16 protein-coding genes are annotated in these 19,145 nt (G+C 68.3%); 9 read left to right on the top strand and 7 right to left on the bottom strand.

The features are described 5' to 3' along the window. Window positions 1-5: 5 nt before the first annotated feature. The 3 genes from IBL25_RS09685 to IBL25_RS09675 are packed head-to-tail and all read right to left on the bottom strand — an operon-like array spanning window position 6 to window position 2,323. The gene (locus tag IBL25_RS09685) at window positions 6-857 is read right to left on the bottom strand and encodes a LysR family transcriptional regulator (RefSeq protein WP_187778346.1); all 852 of its coding nucleotides are present in this window, start codon (window positions 855-857) and stop codon (window positions 6-8) included. A 6-nt stretch (window positions 858-863) separates the two neighbouring features. Beyond that, the gene (cuyB, locus tag IBL25_RS09680) at window positions 864-1,568 is read right to left on the bottom strand and encodes a cysteate racemase (RefSeq protein WP_187778345.1); all 705 of its coding nucleotides are present in this window, start codon (window positions 1,566-1,568) and stop codon (window positions 864-866) included. Beyond that, a complete protein-coding gene (locus tag IBL25_RS09675) occupies window positions 1,565-2,323 on the bottom strand; it encodes a sulfite exporter TauE/SafE family protein (RefSeq protein WP_187778344.1) in 759 nt (252 codons plus the stop codon). The genes cuyB and IBL25_RS09675 overlap by 4 nt, the downstream gene beginning before the upstream one ends. 78 nt (window positions 2,324-2,401) lie before the next feature. Between IBL25_RS09675 and IBL25_RS09670 the strand changes: the two genes are divergently transcribed. Next, entirely contained in the window at window positions 2,402-3,232 is an 831-nt protein-coding gene (locus IBL25_RS09670) for a sulfite exporter TauE/SafE family protein (RefSeq protein WP_187778343.1), read from the top strand. 75 nt (window positions 3,233-3,307) lie between these two features. Here the strand turns inward: IBL25_RS09670 and IBL25_RS09665 are convergent, their stop codons facing one another. The 3 genes from IBL25_RS09665 to IBL25_RS09655 all read right to left on the bottom strand — a co-directional run bounded on the left by IBL25_RS09665 (window position 3,308) and on the right by IBL25_RS09655 (window position 8,734). After that, window positions 3,308-5,818, bottom strand: a complete 2,511-nt coding sequence (locus IBL25_RS09665; protein ID WP_187778342.1) for a glycosyltransferase family 4 protein — start codon at window positions 5,816-5,818, stop codon at window positions 3,308-3,310. Window positions 5,819-5,893: 75 nt separating this feature from the next. Next, on the bottom strand, window positions 5,894-7,168 hold the full coding sequence (locus IBL25_RS09660; protein ID WP_187778341.1) for an FkbM family methyltransferase: 1,275 nt from the start codon (window positions 7,166-7,168) through the stop codon (window positions 5,894-5,896). Between the two features lie 231 nt (window positions 7,169-7,399). Continuing rightward, complete coding sequence (locus tag IBL25_RS09655; protein ID WP_187778340.1) at window positions 7,400-8,734, bottom strand: NAD(P)/FAD-dependent oxidoreductase; 1,335 nt, start codon at window positions 8,732-8,734, stop codon at window positions 7,400-7,402. A 240-nt stretch (window positions 8,735-8,974) separates the two neighbouring features. Here IBL25_RS09655 and IBL25_RS09650 point away from each other — a divergent pair, with 240 nt between their 5' ends. The 4 genes from IBL25_RS09650 (at window position 8,975) to IBL25_RS09635 (ending at window position 12,793) form a co-directional block, all read left to right on the top strand. Next, window positions 8,975-9,913 (top strand): 2-hydroxyacid dehydrogenase, encoded by a 939-nt coding sequence (locus tag IBL25_RS09650; protein ID WP_367615588.1) that lies wholly within the window; start codon window positions 8,975-8,977, stop codon window positions 9,911-9,913. Between the two features lie 2 nt (window positions 9,914-9,915). Continuing rightward, on the top strand, window positions 9,916-10,692 hold the full coding sequence (locus IBL25_RS09645; protein WP_120638148.1) for a class II aldolase/adducin family protein: 777 nt from the start codon (window positions 9,916-9,918) through the stop codon (window positions 10,690-10,692). After that, window positions 10,689-11,828 (top strand): ABC transporter ATP-binding protein, encoded by a 1,140-nt coding sequence (locus tag IBL25_RS09640; RefSeq protein ID WP_187778338.1) that lies wholly within the window; start codon window positions 10,689-10,691, stop codon window positions 11,826-11,828. The genes IBL25_RS09645 and IBL25_RS09640 overlap by 4 nt, the downstream gene beginning before the upstream one ends. 176 nt (window positions 11,829-12,004) lie before the next feature. Further along, window positions 12,005-12,793 (top strand): class II aldolase/adducin family protein, encoded by a 789-nt coding sequence (locus tag IBL25_RS09635; protein WP_187778337.1) that lies wholly within the window; start codon window positions 12,005-12,007, stop codon window positions 12,791-12,793. A 48-nt stretch (window positions 12,794-12,841) separates the two neighbouring features. Here the strand turns inward: IBL25_RS09635 and IBL25_RS09630 are convergent, their stop codons facing one another. Beyond that, window positions 12,842-13,849 (bottom strand): Bug family tripartite tricarboxylate transporter substrate binding protein, encoded by a 1,008-nt coding sequence (locus IBL25_RS09630; RefSeq protein ID WP_187778336.1) that lies wholly within the window; start codon window positions 13,847-13,849, stop codon window positions 12,842-12,844. A gap of 158 nt (window positions 13,850-14,007) precedes the next feature. On the opposite strand from IBL25_RS09630, the gene IBL25_RS09625 reads away from it, so the two are divergent. The 4 genes from IBL25_RS09625 to IBL25_RS09610 all read left to right on the top strand — a co-directional run. Continuing rightward, window positions 14,008-15,753, top strand: coding sequence for a glucan ABC transporter ATP-binding protein/ permease (locus IBL25_RS09625; RefSeq protein ID WP_187778335.1), 1,746 nt, complete (start codon window positions 14,008-14,010; stop codon window positions 15,751-15,753). 135 nt (window positions 15,754-15,888) lie between these two features. Next, on the top strand, window positions 15,889-17,841 hold the full coding sequence (gene thrS, locus IBL25_RS09620; RefSeq protein ID WP_187778334.1) for a threonine--tRNA ligase: 1,953 nt from the start codon (window positions 15,889-15,891) through the stop codon (window positions 17,839-17,841). 55 nt (window positions 17,842-17,896) lie between these two features. Next, window positions 17,897-18,436, top strand: a complete 540-nt coding sequence (infC, locus tag IBL25_RS09615; protein WP_187778361.1) for a translation initiation factor IF-3 — start codon at window positions 17,897-17,899, stop codon at window positions 18,434-18,436. A 141-nt stretch (window positions 18,437-18,577) separates the two neighbouring features. After that, window positions 18,578-19,145 (top strand): SH3 domain-containing protein (locus tag IBL25_RS09610; protein WP_187778333.1); only part of this gene is annotated, 568 nt, incomplete at its 3' end.

The raw sequence follows: 19,145 nt of genomic DNA, 5'->3' as shown, positions 1-19,145 counted from the left end.
CCTCCTCAGTTCTGCTCCAGGCTATCGCGGATCAGGGCCACCAGCGGTGCAACAAGCTGTGTCCGCCCGGCGGCATCGCCGAAGACCGCCATCTCGGCTACGCCCAGCGGCGGCAGGCCATCCGTCTCCCGCAGCCCCGGCGGCAGGCCGGAGCGGCCCATGACGGTGGCGGCAAGGCCAGCCTGCGCCGCCGCCGCCACGCCCAGCAGGCTGGCGGAGGTATAGACGACCTCGAAGCCCATGCCGGCCCGCGCCAGGGCGGCCAGGGCGCGGTCGCGGAACATGCAGCCCTGGGGCAGCATGGCGAGCGGCAGGGGGCGGCCTTCCGGTGCCACCCAGCCGGGGGCGGCGACCCAGACGATGGGCTCGGTCCAGAGGATGCTGCCGGTGGTCTCGCCATCCCGCCGCTTGCCCAGCACCAGGTCCAGCGCGCCGCGTTCCTGCGCCGCGCGCAGCTCGTGGCTGCGGCCGACCTCCACTTCCAGCCGCACATCGGGAAAGTCCCGCGCGAAGCGGGCCAGGATGGGCGCCAGGTTGCGCGGCACGAAATGGTCGGCCACGCCCAGGCGCAACCGGCCCGTCACGGGCGGCGCCACCAGCCGGCGCACCGCCTCGTCGTTCAGGGCCAGCATGCGGCGGGCATAGGCCAGCAGCGTCTCGCCATCCCGCGTCAGGGCGACGGAGCGGCTGGTGCGCTCGAAGACCCGGCGGCCGACAAGGTCCTCCAGCCGCTTCACCTTCAGGCTGACGGCCGATTGCGTCAGCCCCAGCGCCAGCGCCCCCGGCGTGAACCCGCCCCGCTCCGCCACCTGAACAAAACAGCGGAGCAGGTCGAGATCGAGGTCCGGGATGCGCAAGGCGCGCTACCCCCGCGCCCAGCGGATGGAGGCCAGCGCCAGGGCGTCGATGGTATCCACCAGCGGCAGGCCGATTTTGGCGTATGGCCCGGCCAGGATGCCGAGCGGGATTTCCGTGCAGCCCAGCACCACGGCGGCGGCGCCGCGCGCGCGCAGGTTGCCGGCGGCCTCGGCCAGTGGCGCATAGGCATCGGCCACCTGGTTGGATTTCACCAGTGCGATGCCGGGGGTGACCAGGGCCGCCATCTCAGCCGGCTCCGGCACGATGACCTCGTAGCCCAGCGCCTCCAGCCGCGGCTGGTAGAGCCGCATGGCCAGCGTGCCCGCCGTGCCCATGACGCCGATGCGGCCGGAGCGGATGCCCTGCCGCGCCAGGTCCTCCGCCGCCGCGTCCACGATATGCAGGATGGGCAGGTCGGTGCCGGCGCGCAGTTCGTCGTACCAGCCATGGGCGGTGTTGCAGGGGATGGCGATGGCGCCCGCCCCGGCGGCCTTCAGCCCGGCCACGCCGCGCGCCAGCCAGGGCAGCGGGTCCTCGCCGCCGGACAGGCGGGCGGCGCTGCGGTCCGGCACGCGCGGGTCGGACCAGAGCACGGCGGGGATATGGTCCTGGTCGCGCTTGGCGGGGGTCAGCAGCGTCAGGCGCAGCATGAATTGCGCGCTGGCCAGCGGCCCCATGCCGCCGAGCACCCCGAGAATCCTGTCGCTCACAGCCCCAGCCCTTCCATCACCAGCTTGGCGCCCGTGACGCCGAGAAGCACATAGATCACCCGATAGAATACCTTGTCGCTGACGCGCCCCTGCAGCCAGATGCCTAGCCGCACGCCGATTGGCGCCAGCGGCAGCAGCACAAGGCTGGTGAGCAGGTTGGTGGCGCTCAATTGCCCCAGCGCCGCATAGGGCACCAGCTTCACGTAATTGACCACCCCGAAGAAGACCACGGTGGTGGCGGCAAGCTGCGCCCGCGGCAGCCGCAGCGGGTAGAGATACATGGCGATCGGAGGCCCACCCGCATGTGCGAGCGTTGAGGTGAAGCCCGAGACCATGCCCCAGAAGCCGCCCTTGATGGCATTGGGCGGCGCGGGCTCCGGCGGCCCGTGCCGCGCCACCCAGATGCCGCGCGCGATGAAGGCCAGGCTGATGGCGCCCACCATCAGCTTGGTGCCATTGTTGCTCATGAAGCCGAAGGCGAAGGCACCCAGCAGGATGCCCAGCAGCCCGCCCGGCAGGATGGCGCGCATCTCCCGCCCGCTCCAGCGCCCCCACCAGGCGCGCAGCCCGGCGATATCCATGGCGCAGAGCACCGGCAGGGTGATGGCGGCGGCCTGTGGCGCCGGCACCAGCAGCGCCATGGCCGGCACCGCCAGGTTGCCGCCACCCGAGGCGAAGCCACCCTTGCTGATGCCGGTGATCAGCAGCGCCGGCACCGCCAGCAGGTAGAACCACGGGTCTGTGATGATGGGCACGGGCTTGCGGAACCGGAGGTGTCGTGTGATGCCGAGGTTGCACTCCTGAAACCGTATCGCCAAGGCCTACCCCACCGCATGCAACATCTCTCCGATCCTGTCTGGCTGGTGGCGCTCGCCGCCGCCATGGCCTTCACCGGGCTCGTCTCCGGCACGCTCGCGGGGCTGCTGGGCGTGGGCGGGGGCATCGTCATCGTGCCCGTGCTGTTCAACGTGCTGCCGCTTTTCGGCATTCCCGAGGCCGTGCAGATGAAGCTGGCGGTGGGCACCAGCCTGGCCACCATCATCCCGACCTCTATCGTCTCGGCGCGCAAGCACCAGGCCAAGGGCGCCATCGATGGCGCGCTGCTGCGGGCGATCTGGCCTTCCATGATCATCGGCGTGGCGCTGGGCACCGTGGCCGCCATCTGGCTGCATGGCGCGGCGCTTTCCGCTGTCTTCGCCGTTATCGCGCTGCTGGTGGCGCTGAACATGGGCTTCACGGGCGTGGACTTCAAAATCCGCGATGTCACGCCGCGCGGGCCGGGGCTCTGGGGCATCGGCGGCTTCATTGGCGCAGTCTCCGCCATGATGGGCATCGGCGGCGGCACGGTGGGCGTGCCTATCCTGTCGATGTTCGGCACGCCGATCCGCTCGGCGGTGGCGACCGCCTCGGTCTTCGGGCTGATCATCTCCATCCCGGCGACGGCGGGCTTCATCTATGGCGGCTGGGGCGTGCATGACCTGCCGCCCTTCTCGATCGGCTATGTCAACCTGATCGGCTTCGCGCTGATCGTGCCCAGCTCGATCCTGGCGACGCCCTGGGGCGTGCACCTGGCGCACACCATCCCGCCGCTGATGCTGAAGCGCGCCTTTGCGGTCTTCCTGGCCATCACGGCGGTGCGGATGATCTATTCGCTGGTGACGTGAGGACGGGCGGGGCGTGGAAGTTTTGCTGGTGAGTCGCGTTGGCAAAAGGCTGACGGAACCACCAGCGCCTGCCTGTCAGTCCAGGATCTGGTACCAATCCCCATGATAGAGCACCTGGCCGATCCGCTCAGCCGCATCGGCCCAGGAACTGCGGGAAACCAGGGCAGGATCTGCCTTTAGCTTGCCGGCAATCCAGTCTTCCAACGTGCTGGCCAAGGCAGCCGCATCGCCCACGGGGAAATACACCGCACCTTGGCCGCCCACTTCCCGGAAGACCGGGATGTCGCTGCAGATGACCGGCTTGCCCATGCGTGCGGCTTCAGCCAGCGGCAGACCGAAGCCTTCGGCCATGGAGGTGCAGAGCACCGCCTCGGCATGATGATAGGCATGTACCACATCGACATCCTTGGCATCGAAGAACCAGTGCAGGCGCTTGCCGAATTCCTTGTGGCTGCGGAGCCGGTCGGTGAATTCCTCGACCTTCCAGCCATGTTTGCCGATCAGGCAGAGCGACGCATCAACGCCGCGGGACCAGAGAAGCTCAAACGCTTTCAAGGCAAGGGCCTGATCCTTGCGCGGTTCGATCGTGCCGACCGAGACAAAGACCGGATGCTGGCGATTGAAGGCGCGCAGCACCGGCTCCTGCGGCGCCCGGTTGGCGCTGCCGCGCAGAATGTCTGAGCCGCAGTGGAACCAGCCGATATGAAGCCCGGGCCGGTGGGGCAGTCGGCGCGACTGGATATAGGTGATCAGTTCATCCGCCACTGCGCGGGATATGCAGATCAGCCCGTGGCTCCGCCATATGGCTGTTTCCAGCCAACGGGTGTGTGCGGCAGGCATCCCCTCGCTGCAGACCTGGGGATAAAGCTCCGGGATCAGGTCATAGATACAGGTGATGATCCGCCCACCCTTGCGCTCCACGTCCTGGAACAACGGCTCGAATTGCACATAGGCTTCCCAATTGGAGTCGAGCATGAACAGGTCATCCCCCGCCCGCAACTCGATCGGGTAGGGGCGGCCGACGGGAAGGCGTCCTAGCGTCGCGCCTGTGAAATCGGGCACCGAATGGATGGCGGCCGGCTCCAGCCGCACCGCGACTGGGATGATATCCGGGCTGGGCGGCTTCTCGTAGAACGCCGCCGTCACTTGGCGGACCACGCGCTGGATGCCGGTCCAGGCGTCGATCTGCTGCGTGATGGTGGTGTCGATCAGGAGGCGCCGGCTGGCCGCTTCCTGGAATTGCGGCACGCTAAACAGCAGGTCATCCACGATGTCGCCGATCTGGTCATCCATTTCCGGCTCAGCAGCCAGTGTCTCGGCAAGTTCCGCCCGGGCGGCATCCAGGTCCAGCATCTGACAGGGCAGGACATGCGGCGCGTTCCGCCGCGCCAGATGCTCGTCCATGGCGTCTAGTGCCCGCCGGGCGGAATTCTGCCAGGTGAACCGCTTCGCCCGCTCGACGCCCCAGGCCGATACGTCGCGGCGCAGCGCTTCATCCCGCAGCAGGCGTTCCAACTTCGCCGCCGCCGCTTCGATGTTGCCGGGATCGAACCTCAGATCCTCCCGGTCAACAATCTCCGGGATGCTGGAATTATCCGCCGCCAGAACGGGTGCGCCGCATTGCATGGCTTCCAGGATCGGAAGCCCGAACCCTTCGTAGAGGGACGGGAAGATGAATAGGGCGCAGGTATTGAGCAACTCGACCAGCAGGTCATCATTGATGCCGCCAACGATGACGAGCCCGTCCGGCTCGACGCCCAGGGACGCCGCATAGGCCTTGAACTCGGCGATGTCTTCCGCCGACAGCATCGTCACGAGCAGGAGCTGATATGACCGCCGCGACTCGGCCGGCAAGGATGCGAAGAGAGTCACCGCGCCCTTGAGGTTCTTCCGCTGATCCGCGCCACTCACATACATGATGAAGGGTCGGGTTACGCCGGCCTGCTGCTGCAGCGCGTTCCGCCTCGCATCCGTGATCTGCAAAGGGCGGAAGCGGTCATCCGTGGCGCCCGAGATATTCACGATCCTGTCCGGATCGACACCGAGCAGCCGGATCGCATCCTGCCTGGCGGATTCCGAGATCGCCAACAGCAGGTCCACCTTGTTCAGGGAGGCGGCCGTGGCGCGATAGGTGCCTGAGGTGAGGGGCGAGCTCAGATAAAGGTCCGGGAAGACCAGCGGGATCAGGTCGTACACGACGGCGCAGGTCAGCCGTGCCGGGTAGGAAGACAGATCCGGAGGGCTGAAGTCACCCGGCCCCAGCTCGAACAGGCTGGTGGCCAGCAGGACGTCCGGCGCCAGGCCAGCCACATGGCGGCGCACGATGGCGTCGCCGAGTTTGCGCTTCGGGGCGCTTGGCGGCTGGTCATAGCTTTCCGTGCGCGGCACCCGGTAGTGGGACACGGCGCCTTTTGGCAGGCGCTTGCCGTATTCCTCGGCCACTTCCTGGGCCGCGGCGGTGTGGTTGGAATTCAAGAGGAGGCGCAGGTCACGGTCACCGCGCAGGTCCACCAACGCGTTGACAAGCTGAGTGGTATAGCGACCGATTCCCCGAGGCCGGGAGCCGACCGTCAGCGCCCCCTGCATATCAATCGCAATCCGCATAGCGTCGTTGTTCCTCGGGATCGATTTCTTTGAGGGCAGGATCAGTGTTCTTGGAATTTAGGTGCCGCTGATCAATTGCCGCTGGCGCATGGTGTCCGTGCGCAGCAGCACCACCAGCTTGTCGCGGTGGGACAACTCGTCGTAATTGGCAGGCAACATGGAATTCGCCTCCTGAGGCCCTGATAGATGCGGCGTCAGGCCTGGCAGAAGCGTCCTGATTTGCTCCCGGCGCAAATTCTTGACCAGGAGCGGTAGGAAGTGCCGGGGCTCACTCTTCAGCACATTTATGGCGGTGCGGGTTTTGCGGAGCGGGCCAGTCACCCGCCAGGACGTGCTGGCAAGCAGGCTGTCCCGGTGCTGCACCGCTTCGCTGTGCTGGCTGCGCAACAGCGACAGCTGATAGTTCTTCTTGGCTAGGTGGGATCGCAGCGCTCCAGGAAGATCGCTGGAAAGTGGGTGGCCAGACCCTATATCCTGCGCGACGACCTGTTGAATCTGTTCCAGCACCCTGGTCTGCCTTTCTGCATTGGCCAGGGCGCGCTGCGCCACCTCTAGCCGTGCGCTGGCTGTGGCCGCGGCCTGCTGAGCGGAGTTGTTCGCCTCGTCCAGCTGGCTCCGCAGCGCCGCGGTCATCTGCTCCTCGGCAGCCAAGCGCGCAGTCAGCTGTTCCAGCGCGGCGGCTCGCTCGGCGGCCTCCGTCTCGGCGCGGTGCTGGGCGATGGGCTTGAAGTCGTCCAAGGCGTTTGGTGGAATGGCCAGCTTCTCGATCAGTTCGCGCCGCTCCGCCGCGACGAAATACAGATTCACGCCGTCGAAGAAGGCTTGTTCATAACCTGCATTCAGCACCAGGTCGCGCCAGAGATGGTCGTTCCGCTCGGTGCTCAAGGGCCGTGTTGCCTCGATCACCAGCACCCAAGGGCGGAAGCGCTGGAAGTCTGCTCCTTCCAGCACCGCCCGCTCACCGCCCTCGACATCGATCTTGAGGAAATGGATCTCCTCGACCTTGGTGCTCTCGCAGATATTGGCCAAGGTCAGGGCAGGGACAGTCCGGGCCTCCACGTTCCAGCCGCGCTCAGACGCGCTGGCGGCGACGTCTTCCAACGTGGTGGAAAGGCCGGTGCCGGGTACGTTCAAGAACCGCATGATGCCGGCCCGTGCCGCCACGGCGACATTCAGGTTCAGGTCGCGCGGCCGTTCCGCCACGCAGCGGTCGTAGAATTCCTTGGAAGGCTCGACATTGATGCCGCTCCAGCCACGGTCATAGAAGAGGCGGGTGACGGAAAGCTCGTTGGGGTCGCAGGCGCCGACATCGATGTAGAAGCCGTTCTCCACATGCCCCAGCGCCCGCCAGAGAACGACATCCTCACCATTCTGCGCGAAGGAGATCAGGGTCATCGAATGTCTTGTCCGAGGCTGGGCAGAAAATGGGAGGGGCTGCTCAACAGGAGGAAGCCTCCGACAGCCGGGGCCTGAGCGGCGATGCCAGTGCCTGTCTCCTGGCCGTGGAACTTTCCATGAATTCGCTCTTAACGCAGTGCCCCCGGCCTGCCTAGGGCGTGGACCTCACGCCCCCAGGCGGTCCATCCGGTCCCGCAGGCGGTACCAGCCGCCCACCAGCGGCAGGAACCAGGGCGTGCCGTCGTAGAAGGGCATGGTCGGGAAGTTCAGGCTATCCAAGGCGAAATCACGATTCGCGGCACCAGCGAGCTTCAGCGCCGCATTATGCCCGAGCCAGCTTGCCATGGCGACGCCCGAGCCCTGGCAGCCGGCAGCGTAATGCACCCCGTCTTGCACGCCGATATGTGGCAGGAAATCAAAGGTGAAGGCCACATTGCCGCTCCAGGCATGGGTGATGCGGGTTCGCTTCAACTCGGGGAAGACCTCGGTCATCATGCGGTGCAGGGTGGGGGCGGCCTCCTCGTCGCTGGCATCGCGGAAGCTGGCACGGCCGCCCCAGACAACGCGGTTGCCATCGGGGCTGGCGCGGAAATAGTTCAGCACCCGGCGGCTGTCCCCCACCACCCGGCGGTGAGGGAAGAGGCGGTCGATCAGCCCTGGCTCCAGCGGTTCCGTCGCGATGATATAGGAGGCAATGGGCAGCAGGCGCTTCGCCAGCCAGGGCATGGCGCCGCCCGCGCTGCCGCCGCCCGGCCCGCGCGAATAGCCATTTGTGGCCACCAGCACGGCATCGGCTGCCATTTCTCCCTTGTCGGTCGCCAGGCGGAAGCCGCTGCCTTGCTGCCGGATGCCGGAGACGCGCACCCCGTCCACCAGCCGCGCGCCGGCACGCTCGGCCGCCTCGGCCAGGCCGCGGGCATACTTGCCCGGGTGCAGGCTGCCGGCGCCATCGGCGATCATGCCGCCATGGTAGTGGTCGCTGCCCAGTGCCTCCCGCTGCCGCTCGCGCGGCACCATACGCGTGGGGTGGCCGGTCAGGGCCGCCAGCTTCTCCGCCCGCGCCGCCATGGCCTGGTAATGCGCCGGGGTCCAGGCCGGATTGAAGCGGCCGCTGCGCCGATAGTCGCAGTCGATCCCTTCCCGCGCGATCAGTTCCTCGACGAAGGGGAAGGAAGCGGCGGCGGTCTCCAGGATGGCCTGCGCCTTTGCCGCCCCATGCCGCTTCGCCAGATCCGCGCCCGCCAGCTTCAGCCCGCCGGAGACCATGCCGCCATTGCGGGAGGAAGCACCCCAGCCGATCCGCTCGGCATCCAGCACCACCACCTCATGCCCCAGCCGCCGCAGCGTCAGCGCCGCCGAAAGCCCGGCATAACCGCCGCCCACCACTGCCACCGCCACATGGGCGGGCAGGGTGGCGTCTCGCCTCGGCGGCTCGGCCGCATCCCACCAGTAGGGCGCCGCCTTGAAATCAGGAGCACGCAGGGAGGAAGGAATGCTCATGCGGACCTGTCACGGGAGATGAGGCGCCAGCCTCGCGCCCTGCCGCGCCGCTGGCAAGGGAGCGAATTGCCGCTGCCTTGCGCAGAATGACCGCAGGGCCGCCACCAAGCCCCGGAAATGCGGCCTGCACAGGCATTTTGTCTTTTTTGCAGGACTTTACCCGCCCGGCTCTCCTGGGCAGTCTGGCGCTCCAGCCTGCCTTCCGCGGGCATCCCTGTTGCTGAAAGAAGCCGCGCCCAAGTGTTGCTCCTGGTGAAGTCCGGCGGCGAGAAGGCGGTCGCCGAGTGGCAGGCCTGCTTCCGCAAGGCCGATCCCCGCATCGAGGTCCGCTCCTGGGCGGACCCTTCCGTCGACCCCGCCGATGTCCGCTACGTGATGGTCTGGGAGCCCGAGGCCGGCCGTTTTCCCGCCATGTCCGGGCTGCGGGCGGTGTTTTCCTCCGCCGCCGGGGTGGACCACATCACCTGCGTGCCGGACTGGCCGCGCCACCTGCCGCTGATCCGCATGGGCGGCGAGGAAACGGCGCAGCGCATGGGCGAATACATCGCCTGGGCCTGCCTGACGCTGCTGCGCGAGACCCGCGTCTTCGCCCTGGCGCAGGCGGAGCGGTGCTGGGCCAACAGGGAATCGCCCTTCTCGGCCCGCCAGCGCACCATCGGCATCATGGGGCTGGGCAATCTGGGCCAGGCCGCCGCGCGGATGCTGCAGGGGCTGAACTTCACCGTGCGGGGCTGGTCCCGCGGCCGCAAGGACATCCCTGGCGTGCGGAGCTTCGCCGGGGCCGAGGAACTGCCGGAATTTCTCGCCGGCACGGATATCCTGGTCTCCCTGCTGCCCTCGACCCCCGAGACGACCGGGCTGATCGATGCCGCCCTGCTGGCCCGGCTGCCAGCCGGTGCCGGCCTGGTCTCTGCCGGGCGCGGCCAGCATGTGGTGGAGCCGGACCTGATTGCGGCACTGGATTCCGGCCATCTCTCCGGCGCCGTCATGGATGTCTTCGCCACCGAGCCGCTGCCGCCGGAAAGCCCGCTCTGGACGCATCCCAAGGTGACGGTGACGCCGCATGTCGCCTCCCAGGCGACGCGGCAGGACCGGGCGGCCTATGTCGCGCAGGCCATCGCGGCCCAGGAAGCCGGGCTGCCGCTGCCCAATGTTTACGACCCGGAAAGGGGCTACTGATCATGCTGAACCCGCCGCCCGCCCCGCCTGTGCGCCCCGACCCCACCCGTGTCCCCACGGAGCGGGAACTGCGCGAGGACCTGGCCTGCGCCTATCGCCTCTTCGCCCATTTCGGCATGACGGACCTGGTCTATACCCATCTCTCCGTCCGCGTGCCGGGGGAGGGCCACCGCTTCCTGGTGAACCCCTACGGGCTGATGTTCGAGGAGATCACCGCCTCCTCCCTGGTGCTGGTGGATGCCGAGGGGCAGCCGGCGCAGGAAACCTCCTGGCCGGTGAACCCCGCGGGCTTCGTGATCCATTCCGCCCTGCACCTGGGCAGCGAGCGGGCGCAATGCGTGATGCACACCCATACCCTGGCGGGCATGACGGTGGCGGCGACGCAATGCGGGCTGCTGCCGCTGAACCAGATGAACATGGAGCTCACCGACCGCGTCGCCATCCATGAATACGAAGGCATCGCCGCCGACGACAACCTGGATGAGCGGGAACGGCTGGTGCGCGACATGGGCGACAAGCCCTGCCTGATCCTGCGCAACCACGGGCTGCTGACCACCGGCCGCACCGTCGCCGAGGCCTTCTACTGGATGTATTACCTGGAGATGTCCTGCCGCATTCAGGTCGCGGCGCAATCCACCGGCGCGCCGCTGGCCCTGCCGCCGGCCGAGATGGTGGCGCGGGTGCGGCAGCAGGCCAAGGACAGCCCCACCAAGGGCTGGCTGCCCTGGCAGGCCCTGAAGCGCAAGATGGACCGCGAGCAGCCGGATTACCGCGCATGAGCACGGCGGCGCCCGCGCGTCCTGGCACCGTGGCGGCGGTGCCCGCCCCGGCTTCCGGCCATGCGCTGGAGCTGCGCGGCATCACCAAGCACTACGGCAGCTTCACGGCGGTCGAGGAGGTGAATATCGAGGTGGGGAAGGGCGAGTTCCTGACCCTGCTCGGCCCTTCCGGCTCCGGCAAGACGACGCTGCTGATGACAATCGCTGGCTTCGTGCAGCCCAGCGCCGGGCAGGTGCTGCTGGATGGCCGCGACATCACCGCCCTGCCGCCGGAGAAGCGCGACTTCGGCATGGTCTTCCAGGGCTATGCGCTGTTCCCGCACCTGACGGTGGCGGAGAATGTCGCCTTTCCCCTGCGTGTCCGCCACATCCCGAAGCCGGAGCAGGCCAGCCGCGTGGCGGCGGCGCTGGACCTGGTGCAGCTCACCCGCTTCGCCGAGCGTAAGCCCAGCCAGCTTTCCGGCGGCCAGCAGCAGCGCGTGGCCCTGGCCCGCGCCCTGGTCTTCGACCCCGCCCTGCTGTTGCTGGACGAGCCGCTTTCCGCCCTCGACAAAAAGCTGCGGGCGGAATTGCAGGAGGAGCTGAAGGCGCTGCACCGCCGCGTCGGCCGCACCTTCGTCAATGTCACCCATGACCAGGAAGAGGCGCTGAGCCTTTCCGACCGCATCGCCATCCTGAACCATGGCAAGCTGGTGCAGCAGGGCAGCCCGGCGCAGCTCTATGAGGCGCCGCGCACCCGCTTCGTGGCCGATTTCCTGGGCAAGTCCAACTTCCTGGCGGGCGCGGCGGAGGGCGGCGGGGCGGAAGGCTTCGCGCTCCGCGCCGGTGGCACGCTGCTGAAGGTGGCCGCCGCCGCCTGGCCCGCCGCCGGCACGCGCGTGCTGCTCTCCCTGCGCCCGGAGAAGGTGGCGCTGCTGCCGGAAGGGCAGGGCGCGGAGAATGTGGTGCCCGGCGTGGTGGAAAGCTGGTCCTACCTCGGCTCCGGCTTCGCGCTGGTGGTGGCGACGGCCGATCTCGGCCCGCTGCGCGTCAACCTGCCGGCCTGGAATGCCCCCTTCGCCCCAGCCGAGGGCCTGCCGGTGCGCCTGGGCTGGTCCGCCAGCGCCGCCGTGCCGGTGGAGGAGGATGCCGCCTGAGAAGGCGGCGCGGCTGTTCCGCCGACTGCGCCTGCGGCTCCCGGCCATGCGGTGCCGGGCCGTGGCGCCTGGGTAGTTCCCTGGGCATGGGGGCTGATGCCGTCAGGTTATTTTCCGATTGACGCCAGGCGGTGCGGGGTCTGTCATTCCGCGGCCGCGAAGAAGGATCAGCGCCGATGAACATCGCCACCCCGCCCGCCCGGATCAACTGCTCCGAGGAGGAGTGGCGCATCCGCTGCGACCTCGCCGCGCTCTACCGGCTGGTGGCGCATCACCGGATGACGGATTTCATCTATACCCATATCAGCGCCCGCGTGCCGGGGCCCGAGCACCACTTCCTGATCAACAAGTATGGCGTGCTCTTCCACGAGATGCGGGCCTCCGACCTCGTGAAGATCGACCTCAATGGCAATGTGGTGGAGGACGAGCCGGAATCGAAGCCGGTCAATGCCGCCGGCTTCACCATCCACTCCGCGCTGCACATGGCGCGGGAGGATGCCTTCTGCGTGGTGCATACCCATACCGCCGCCGGCATCGCCGTCTCGGCCCAGAAGCACGGGCTGCTGCCGATCAGCCAGCACGCGCTGAAGTTCTACGGCCACCTCGCCTACCATGGCTACGAGGGCATCGCGCTCGACCTCGATGAACGGGAGCGGCTGGTGGCGGATATCGGAAGCCACAAGGCGATGATCCTGCGCAACCACGGGCTGCTGGTCACGGGGCGCACCATCCCCGAGGCCTTCAACATGATCTATTACCTGGAGCGCGCCTGCCAGGCGCAGGTGGCCGCCCTGGCCGGCGGCGCCGAGCTGGTGCTGCCGCCCGAGGAAGTGCGGCTGAAGACCGCCGCCCAGTTCAACGGCAGCACGCCCGAGGAGAACGAGGCCAAGCTGGCCCATTTCGAATGGTCCTGGCCCACCGCGCTGCGCCTGATCGAGGGCGACAAGATCGACTGGCGGACCTGACGCCACTGGGCGCCGCCGGGTTTTCCCCGGCGGTGCCCGCCTTCTGCCTCAGCCGTCGACCTTGGCGCCGGAGCGGCGCACCACCTCGGCCCATTTCTTGACCTCGGCATCCACGAAGGCCTCGAAGGCCTCGGGGCTGGTGCCGCCATCGGGGGTCAGGCCGGGCTTCATGCCGCCCAGATCGGCCAGCCGCGCCCAGACATCCTTGTCCTGCACCACCTCGTTGATGGTGGCGCCCAGCTTGTCCACGATGGGCTTGGGCGTGCGCTTCGGCGCCTGCACGCCGAACCAGCCGGTGGCCTCGACGCCGGGCAGGCCTTCCTCGGCCGTGGTGGGCACGTCCGGCAGGGCGGCGCTGCGCGTCGTGGTGGTCACCGCCAGCGCCTTCAGCCGCCCGTCGCGGATATGGCCGATGGCGGAAGGCAGGTTGTCCACGGCCACCTCGATGCGCCCGGCCATCACCTCCGCCAGCATCGGCCCGGCGCCCTTGTAGGGCACGTGGGTCATGTCGATGCCGGCTTCCAGCTTCAGCAGCTCCCCCGCCATGTGCAGCGAGGTGCCGGCGCCGGAGGAGCCGTGGTTGAGCTGGCCGGGCTTGGATTTCGCCAGGGCCACCAGCTCCCGCAGGTTCTTCACCGGCAGGTTCGGGTTCACGAAGATGACGTTGGGCACCTTGATCAGCAGCCCGACATTGGCGAGGTCGGAAGGCTTGTAGCCGATCTGCCCGGCATAGAGCGCGTAGTTGATGGCGCCGGAGGAGACCGTCTGCATCAGGATGCTGTAGCCATCCGGATCGGCCTTCGCGACCACGTCGCTGCCGATATTGCCGCCGGCGCCGGCGCGGTTCTCGATCGGGAAGGGCTGGCCCAGGCGATGCTGGAGCTGTTCCGCCAGGATGCGCGCGGCGATGTCGGTGGTGCCGGCCGGGGCGAAGGGCACAATGAAGCGCACGGGTCGGGTCGGCCACTGCGCCTGGGCCCGTGCGAGCCCCGGAATGGCGGCGAGGGGGAGGAGGCCGGCGGCGCCGAGGACGGCGCGGCGGTGCAGCTTCGTCATGAATATCTCCTTGGACTCCGGAAACCCCGAAGGTCTGTCCCGCCTTCGTCCTGCAGTCCGGTTGCCCTGTTCCTGCCGCAACGCCGTGCTTCCATGCAAGGGCGTAACGCAAGGTAAGGCCGGGCCTTGGCCGGTTGCGGGGGATCACGGAAGCAATCATGGGTTTCTTCAAGGTCTACGCGCGGGCGCTGGGGCTGCTGAAGCCGGACCGCGCCGTGGCATCGGGCCTGGCGCTGCTCGCCCTGGCCTGCGCCGCCCTGCAATTCCTGGAGCCGGTGCTCTTCGGGCGGGTCATCGACCTGCTCTCCCGCGGCTCGGGCCAATCCACGCTGGGGGTGCTGCTGGTCTGGGGCGCCGCCGGCCTGGCCGGCATCGGCTGCAATGCCGCCATCGCCCTGCTGTCGGACCGCATGGCGCACCGCAACCGGCTGGCGGTGATGCAGCGCTACTACCAGCATGTTCTGGCCATGCCGCCCGCCTTCCATGGCGATACCCAGTCCGGCCGCCTGATGAAGGTGATGCAGGTGGGGGCGGACAGCCTTTCCGGCCTCTGGCTTTCCTTCTTCCGGGACCATCTGGTCACGGCCCTGGCCGTCGGCATCCTCCTGCCGATGAGCCTGGTGCTGAACTGGCGCCTGGGCCTGCTGCTGGTGGGGCTGGTGGTGCTGTTCTGCACTGTCGCCGGCTTTGTCATCTCCCGCACGCATGAGCGGCAGGCGGAGGTGGAGGAGCTGCATTCCCGCCTGGCCGGCAATGCGCAGGATGCGCTCTCCAATATCCTGGTGGTGCAGTCCTTCGCCCGGCTGCAGGCGGAATCGAGGCTCTTCGGCGGCATTGTCCGGCAGGTGCTGGAGCGGCAGATGCCGGTGCTGAACTGGTGGGCGGCCCTGTCCATCATGACACGCTCGGCCAGCACGCTCTGCGTCATGGCCATCTTCGCGCTGGGCGCCTGGCTGAACGGCCGGGGGCTGGCCAGCCTGGGCGAGATCGTCTCCTTCATGGGCTTCGCCCTGCTGCTGATCGGCCGGCTGGAGGGGCTGGTGGGCTTCGTGGCGCGGCTGGTGCTGCAGAAGCCGGCGCTGGAGGAGCTGTTCGCCGTGATCGACACCGAGAGCACGGTGCCGGACCGGCCCCAGGCCCTCGCCATGGGGCGGGTGCGGGGCGAGGTGCGCTTCGAGGATGTGGGCTTCTCCTATCCCAATGCCCATCCTGCCATCGCCGCCGTCAGCTTCACGGCCGAGGCCGGCCGCAGCATCGCGCTGGTGGGGCATACCGGCGCGGGCAAGAGCACGGCCATGGCGCTGCTGCAGCGGCTGTGGGACCCCAGCGCGGGGCGCATCACCATCGATGGCCTGGACCTGCGCGACATGACGCTGGAGAGCCTGCGGCAGAACATCGGCGTGGTGTTCCAGGACAACCTGCTCTTCAACCGCAGCATCCGGGAGAACCTGCTGGTCGGCCGCCCCGAGGCGACGCAGGAGGAGATCGAGCAGGCCTGCCGCATGGCCGAGGCGCATGACTTCATTCTGCGCCAGCCCCAGGGCTACGACACTCCGGTGGGCGAGCGTGGCGTGGCGCTTTCCGGCGGGCAGAAGCAGCGGCTGGCGATCGCCCGCGCCCTGCTGAAGAACCCGCCCATCCTGATCCTGGACGAGGCCACCAGCGCGCTGGACGCCGCCACCGAGGCGCGGGTGCAGAAAGCGCTGAAGGCCCTGATGGCCGGGCGCACCACCTTCATCATCGCCCACCGGCTTTCCACCATCCGCGAGGCGGATGAGATCCTGGTCTTCGAATCCGGCAGGGTGGTGGAGCGCGGCGATTTCGACAGCCTGGTCCACCGCGGCGGCACCTTCGCCGAGCTGGTGCGCAGCCAGATGCCGGCCCCGCTGGCCCTGGTGGCCTGAGGCCCGACGCGGCCGGGGGCGCCCCTGCCACCCGGCTGCGTCAAGGCTTCCATCACCCTTTATCCGTTGACGGCGCGGGCCGTGGCCCGCATGGTCCGCGCCCCCATCCCTCCGTTGAAACGGAAGTGCATACCGATGCCTGCGATCACGCTGCCTGACCAGTCCGTCCGCCAGTTCGACGGGACTGTGACGGGCACGACCGTGGCCGCCAGCATCGGCCCCGGCCTGGCCAAGGCCGCGCTGGCCATGCAGGTGGACGGCAAGCTGCGCGACCTCTCGGCCAATATCGAGGGCGACGCCCAGGTCCGCTTCATCACCCGCAAGGACCCCGAGGCGCTGGAGATGATCCGGCACGACGCCGCCCATGTGCTGGCGGAGGCGGTGCAGGAGCTGTTCCCCGGCACCCAGGTGACGATCGGCCCGTCCATCGAGAACGGCTTCTATTACGACTTCGCGCGCAATGAGCCCTTCACCCCGGACGACCTGCCGAAGATCGAGGGCAAGATGCGCGAGATCATCGCGCGCAATGCCGGCTTCGTGCGGGAGGAATGGCCGCGCGAGCAGGCCATCGCCTTCTTCGAGAACAAGGGCGAGCGCTACAAGGCCGAGCTGATCCGCGACCTGCCGGACAGCGAGACCATCTCGATCTACCGCCAGGGCGAGTGGCTGGACCTTTGCCGTGGCCCGCATATGCGCTCCACCGGCGATATCGGCGGCGCCTTCAAGCTGATGAAGGTGGCGGGCGCCTATTGGCGCGGCGACCACCGCAACGCCATGCTGAGCCGCATCTACGGCACCGCCTGGCGGGACGGGAAGGAGCTGGACGCCTATCTCCACCAACTGGAGGAGGCGGAGCGCCGCGATCACCGCCGCATCGGCAAGGAGATGGGCCTCTTCCACCTGCAGGAGGAAGCGGCGGGCTCCATCTTCTGGCACCCCAAGGGCTGGCGCCTCTACACCACGGTGCAGGACTACATGCGCCGCCGCCTGGATGCCGGCGGCTACCAGGAGGTGAAGACCCCGCAGCTGCTGGACCGCAAGCTGTGGGAGGCCTCGGGCCACTGGGAGAAGTACCGGGAGAACATGTTCCTCGCGACCGTCGATGACGAGTCGGAGAAGGACCGCATCCTGGCGCTGAAGCCCATGAACTGCCCCTGCCACGTGCAGATTTTTAATCATGGCCTGCGTTCGTACCGCGAATTGCCGATGCGGATGGCCGAGTTCGGTGCCTGCCATCGTTACGAGCCCTCCGGTGCCCTGCACGGCATCATGCGCGTCCGCGCCTTCACGCAGGACGACGCGCATATCTTCTGCACCGAGGAGCAGATCGCGGCCGAGACGGTCGAGTTCGTGGCGCTGCTGTCGCAGATCTACAAGGATTTCGGCTTCAGCGACTTCCGCGTGAAGTTCTCCGACCGTCCCGAGAAGCGGGCGGGCGACGACGCGACCTGGGACCGCTCCGAGGGCGCGCTGAAGGAAGCCTGCCGCATCGCCGGCGTGGAGTACGAGCTGAACCCGGGGGAGGGCGCCTTCTACGGCCCCAAGCTGGAATTCGTGCTGCGGGACGCCATCGGCCGCGACTGGCAGTGCGGCACCCTGCAGGTGGACTTCGTGCTGCCGGAGCGGCTGGACGCCGTCTATGTGGGCGAGGACGGCAACCGCCACCGCCCCGTGATGCTCCACCGCGCCATCCTGGGCTCCTTCGAGCGCTTCCTGGGCATCCTGATCGAGGAACATGCCGGGCGCTTCCCGCTCTGGCTGGCGCCGGTGCAGGTGGCGGTGGCGACCATCGTCGACGAGGCCGCGCCCTTCGCCAAGGAGGTGGCCGCCGCCTTCCGCAAGGCCGGCCTCTCGGTCGAGCTGGACCTGCGCAATGAGAAGATCAACCGCAAGGTGGTCGACCATATCGAGCAGCGGGTGCCCGTGCTGGCCGTGATCGGCCGGCGGGAGGCCGAGGAAGGCAAGGTGGTGCTGCGCCGCCTGCCGGGCCGCGAGCAGGTCACGATGACGCTGGCCGAGGCGGTCGAAGCCCTTGCGGCGGAAGCTTCCGCACCCGATCTAAGGCCGGTTGAGGTTGCAGTCGCTTAAGGACTGCACCATAACTATGCCCCAAATTTCGTTCCCACAGTGACAGGAGCCGACTCTGGCCCGAGGCCCTCTACCGAACCAGCTTCCCCCCCGCGACGGACCGCGGGTGAACGAAGATATCCGCGTCCCGCAGGTGCGTCTGATCGATCAGGATGGCGAGATGATCGGCGTGATGAGCTCCCGGGAAGCCTTGCTGCGCGCCTATGACGTCGGCATGGACCTGCTGGAGATCAGCCCCAACGCTGTCCCGCCGGTCTGCAAGATCACGGACTACGGCAAGTACAAGTACGAGCAGCAGAAGAAGGCCAACGAGGCCCGCAAGAAGCAGAAGATCGTCGAGATCAAGGAAATCAAGGTTCGCCCGAACATTGATGACCACGACTACGACGTGAAGATGCGCGCGGCCAAGGGCTTCCTGGAGGAGGGCGACAAGGTGAAGGTCACCCTGCGCTTCCGCGGCCGTGAGATGGCCCACCAGGATCTCGGCGCCAAGGTGCTGGAGCGGGTGCGGACCGAGCTGGCCGAGCTGGCCAAGGTCGAGCAGATGCCGCGCCTGGAAAACCGCCAGATGATCATGGTGCTGGCGCCGAAGTAAGGCGCCAGCCGCACCGCGATCCGGGCCTCCATCGCCCGGCCAGCCGCAAGGTTGGCCGGGCGATGGCGTTTTTCGGCCCCCTCCTCGCCGCAAAGGCGCGCCATTCCTGGCGTTAACAGGGGCAGGAAAAGGAGGATCGCCATGCCAGACCGTTCTGGAACATCGCGCGGCCTGCTGGCCGGGTTGGCCCTTTCAGCCGCATTGCTGGCGCCGGCCCTGGCGCAGGCGGCGCCCGCCTTCGTCACCACTGGCCTGAACATGCGGGCGGGCCCCGGCACCGAATATCCCGTGGTCGCCCAGCTGGAGCCGGGCGTGCAGGTGGATGTGCTGGGCTGCCTGGAAGGCTATGGCTGGTGCGACGTGACCATCGGGCGGGACCGTGGCTGGGTGGCCGGCGCCTATCTGCAGGCGCCCTATCATGAGCGGCGGGAGCCCGTCATGAGCATCGGCCCGGCCATCGGCCTGCCGATCATCGGCTTCACGATCGGCAGCTACTGGGATTCCTATTACCGCAACCGCCCCTGGTACCATGAGCGCAGCCGCTGGGCGCGTTATGCGCCCCCGCCGCCACCACCGCCACCGCGCCGTGCCTTCGGCCCGCCGTCCGGCGGCCCTGGTCCCGGCTGGCGGCATGAAGGGCGCGGGCCTGACTGGCGCGGCCCCGACCACCGCCCTGGCCCTGGCTGGGATGGGCCGCGTCCAGCCGGTG

Origin of the sequence: Pseudoroseomonas ludipueritiae (assembly GCF_014490445.1) — a bacterium.
GTDB lineage: Bacteria > Pseudomonadota > Alphaproteobacteria > Acetobacterales > Acetobacteraceae > Pseudoroseomonas > Pseudoroseomonas ludipueritiae.
The sequence above is the reverse complement of the archived record's forward strand: the minus strand, read 5'-3'. Positions and strand labels throughout refer to the sequence as shown.

Excerpts from the sequence above, each read along its gene's own strand:
- IBL25_RS09670 (WP_187778343.1), top strand. The coding sequence starts at position 2,402 with ATGCAACATCTCTCCGATCCTGTCTGGCTGGTGGCGCTCGCCGCCGCC.
- IBL25_RS09665 (WP_187778342.1), bottom strand. The coding sequence starts at position 5,818 with ATGCAGGGGGCGCTGACGGTCGGCTCCCGGCCTCGGGGAATCGGTCGC.
- IBL25_RS09655 (WP_187778340.1), bottom strand. The coding sequence starts at position 8,734 with ATGAGCATTCCTTCCTCCCTGCGTGCTCCTGATTTCAAGGCGGCGCCC.
- IBL25_RS09645 (WP_120638148.1), top strand. The coding sequence starts at position 9,916 with ATGCTGAACCCGCCGCCCGCCCCGCCTGTGCGCCCCGACCCCACCCGT.
- IBL25_RS09640 (WP_187778338.1), top strand. The coding sequence starts at position 10,689 with ATGAGCACGGCGGCGCCCGCGCGTCCTGGCACCGTGGCGGCGGTGCCC.
- IBL25_RS09635 (WP_187778337.1), top strand. The coding sequence starts at position 12,005 with ATGAACATCGCCACCCCGCCCGCCCGGATCAACTGCTCCGAGGAGGAG.
- IBL25_RS09630 (WP_187778336.1), bottom strand. The coding sequence starts at position 13,849 with ATGACGAAGCTGCACCGCCGCGCCGTCCTCGGCGCCGCCGGCCTCCTC.
- IBL25_RS09625 (WP_187778335.1), top strand. The coding sequence starts at position 14,008 with ATGGGTTTCTTCAAGGTCTACGCGCGGGCGCTGGGGCTGCTGAAGCCG.
- thrS (WP_187778334.1), top strand. The coding sequence starts at position 15,889 with ATGCCTGCGATCACGCTGCCTGACCAGTCCGTCCGCCAGTTCGACGGG.